The 2,934-nt window shown below is 34.4% G+C and carries 5 protein-coding genes; all 5 read right to left on the reverse strand.

Annotated features, from left to right (window positions below; genetic code table 11):
• Positions 1-156: 156 nt before the first annotated feature.
• Complete coding sequence (locus ND812_RS18335; protein ID WP_265376758.1) at positions 157-495, reverse strand: hypothetical protein; 339 nt, start codon at positions 493-495, stop codon at positions 157-159.
• Between the two features lie 45 nt (positions 496-540).
• Complete coding sequence (locus ND812_RS18470; RefSeq protein ID WP_407658637.1) at positions 541-1,086, reverse strand: HNH endonuclease; 546 nt, start codon at positions 1,084-1,086, stop codon at positions 541-543.
• A gap of 210 nt (positions 1,087-1,296) precedes the next feature.
• Positions 1,297-1,713, reverse strand: coding sequence for a type II toxin-antitoxin system VapC family toxin (locus ND812_RS18340; protein ID WP_265376759.1), 417 nt, complete (start codon positions 1,711-1,713; stop codon positions 1,297-1,299).
• A complete protein-coding gene (locus ND812_RS18345; RefSeq protein WP_265376760.1) occupies positions 1,691-1,951 on the reverse strand; it encodes a ribbon-helix-helix protein, CopG family in 261 nt (86 codons plus the stop codon). The genes ND812_RS18340 and ND812_RS18345 overlap by 23 nt, the downstream gene beginning before the upstream one ends.
• A 255-nt stretch (positions 1,952-2,206) precedes the next feature.
• Positions 2,207-2,830 (reverse strand): hypothetical protein, encoded by a 624-nt coding sequence (locus tag ND812_RS18350; RefSeq protein ID WP_265376761.1) that lies wholly within the window; start codon positions 2,828-2,830, stop codon positions 2,207-2,209.
• Positions 2,831-2,934: the final 104 nt, after the last annotated feature.

Below are 2,934 nucleotides of genomic sequence, written 5' to 3' on the forward strand. Positions count from 1 at the left end.
CGGAGACGACGTTTCCCGACCCTGAGTCCCAACGGGACGTTAGGGACTGGCCACGTAGCTTGCGTATGCAAGCGAGTGCCAGAAGGGGAATGTGCCGCAGGCCAAGCGAGGCCGCAAGTGCCGAAGCGCAGCGTTTCCGTGCTGTTATGCGAAGGGTCAAATTGTGGTTTCAATTTTACTATCATAGGCCATAGTGATTTTACATATATTCCCTTTGGTTAATAAAGGGCTACTTAAGTCTATCGTGTGATAGCCTATTGAAACGTCATCATTCATTCTTTCTGTCATGATTGGGAAATGTTCTATTAAATAATTATTAAAACTATCTGTGTTATTTTCAATTGGAGGAATTATTAAAAAGGCATAATTTTTAATTGTTAAGACACTTAAATACAGGGGAACGTTATGTATTTTTCGAATGGTTTTTCTTTTGAAGACTATCATTTGAGATTTAAAAGGACTTTCTCCAGATACGAATGTTAAAAATAAATCCATAGGTTTTATTTTATAATTAATAGAGGCATGATTTGTCTCTTTTATTCATTTAGTTACATTTTCAAATTTGTTTCTAAAATCATCTTCTTTGATTACACTTAGGAAGAATTTTACAAATGCTTTGAATACAGCAGCGGGTATATGGGGCGTTGTAACATAGTTAATTATCATTGTTTTGTTTAGATTATCAATTTCAACAAAAGGGTTATTTTCTAAGTTATGTATGTTCATCGTTCCATCTTTAAAATCTATTCTGGATTCGTTAGAAGGAGATGTGTAAGTTGGTTTACTATTTTTACCTTTTATTGCGGAAGCATTTTTTAACGGTAATAGAAATTTACCGAGATGATCTTCGATTCCATTTCCGAATATTTTATTACATTCATCACATTCGCTATATGAGAGTAAGCTCTTATTGCCAATACTCTCTGAGATTGCATGTGCATCTTTCGTAAATGTGGCTTCTTTATGGGTTGATCCACAGAAACGACATACGTATTTTTCTGAATCTTCGAGGTATCTTTTAGATCCTTTTAAATCTCCCTGAAAAACAATGTCATAGTTTTCCGAGAAATATAATATTTTTCTAATAGTTTGTTTTGTAGTCCATTTTTTTGACCTTTCGCATAACGAACTAGACTAACCGACGTAGGCTGGCCCTGAGTCCCGGGACGGGACGTTAGGGACTGGAACGACGCTTGCGTAAGCAAGAGGAGTGCCAGAAGCCTATGTGTCGGAGACCGAACGAGGGCGTAAGTCCCGAAGTGAAGCGGTTAGTCGCTGTTATACGCTGGGTCGCATTTAAACTTTAAAAATGTTCTGTAGAAATTTCCCTTTTAAGTTTTTGTAAATGGAGAAGTCCGAATCAATACTAACAATCCGTTCAATTCCCATTTTTTCAGAAATACACATTAAGGAAGCATCAGCTAAATCCATAGGTAAATCTGAATACTTTCTCATTCGATTTTTAATGTATTTAAGATCCTCAATATTTAAATCAAATATTTTGATACTTCCTCTTTCAATCCATTCAAGAAAGTCTGATTGTGCCTCAACAGAGAATGAAAGAAGGTAAACAACTTCAGCAATTACGGGCCACGAAGAAATTAATTCACCATTATATGATTTAAGAAATTTTAAAGTGTGTTTATGAAACTTATCTTTGGAATTGAATAAAGCAATTATTGGACCAGAATCAATGAGAGCTACGTTTTTCATTCTTCTTTCCAATAGCTTTCTGTAGGTAAGCTTTTCTATTTTGAGCTAAGTCGGAATTCTCAGAATAATGTTTTCCAAATAAATCTAAACCTAATTCAAATGGAGTTTTGCTACTTCCTCGATTTTTGATATATTCTAGAATAGAATCTTTAACTATTTCAGTACGACTTTTTCCTTCTGATTTTGCAAAAGAATCTAGTTTTCTTTCTAGTTCTGGAGGTAAGCGTAAACTGATCATAATTTAAAACTGTAATACAAATATGTATTACAGTCAAGTCCTATTTTTCTTATTCGGACTAAATTTTGCGACCTTGCGTATAACGAACTAGCCTTAACGACGTAGGCTGACCCTGAGTCCCGGAACGGGACGTTAGGGACTGGCATGTAGCTTGCGTAAGCAAGGCGAATGCCAGAAAGCCTATGTGTCGCAGACCGAGCGAGGCCGAAAGTGCCGAAGCGAAGCGTTAAGGTGCTGTTATGCGTAGTCGTATATTTATTGAATTAGTATACCATCAATTTCCATAATTTTTAAAAGGGTTTTTTCATGCTCGTCAATCGATTCATCATGAATGTAATATCGATTGTATTCATCTGAAAATTTCCCATGTTTTTTACCTAGATAATTTGCAATCCAGCCATCATTTTTCTGAAAATATTCAGCAAATTTAATTTTAATGGATTTATTTATAGATGGATTGAACAATTCAATTGTGTGAATTTTTAGTTGGATGTTCATTCCTTGTATGAATCCTAGCGAGATAATCATATTGAAATATGATAAGAAAAATGTAGTATCTATAAGCGTTTCCAATAAACCGCTTGGATCTTCAATAGAATATTTCATTATGATCAGATCATAGGATTTAAATTTGTCCGAGCTGTTAATCGTATAAATTTTTAGATTTGCTTTTTCAAAATTTTGTCTTAAAGAGTTCAGATTATTGAATGTAGCTTCATTATTTTCCCTTTCATTTAAATATAAAGCAATTTTAAGTTTTCCATTTATCTTTACATTATTATCTTTTGACTCGTTTCTGTAGTAGGAGTATTTATGAGTATAGAAGCCTGCACAATTAGTGAAAATAAATAGAATTAATATGTATTTTAAATATTTCATTTAGTTTATGATTTTCTTTTAAAGTTTATACGATTACGCATAACGAACAAGCTAACCAACGTTGTCCGTAGCTGAGCCCCATAGGGGCGTTAGCGTCGGCGCAC

This window comes from Leptospira limi (genome assembly GCF_026151395.1).
Taxonomy (GTDB): Bacteria; Spirochaetota; Leptospiria; order Leptospirales; family Leptospiraceae; genus Leptospira_A; species Leptospira_A limi.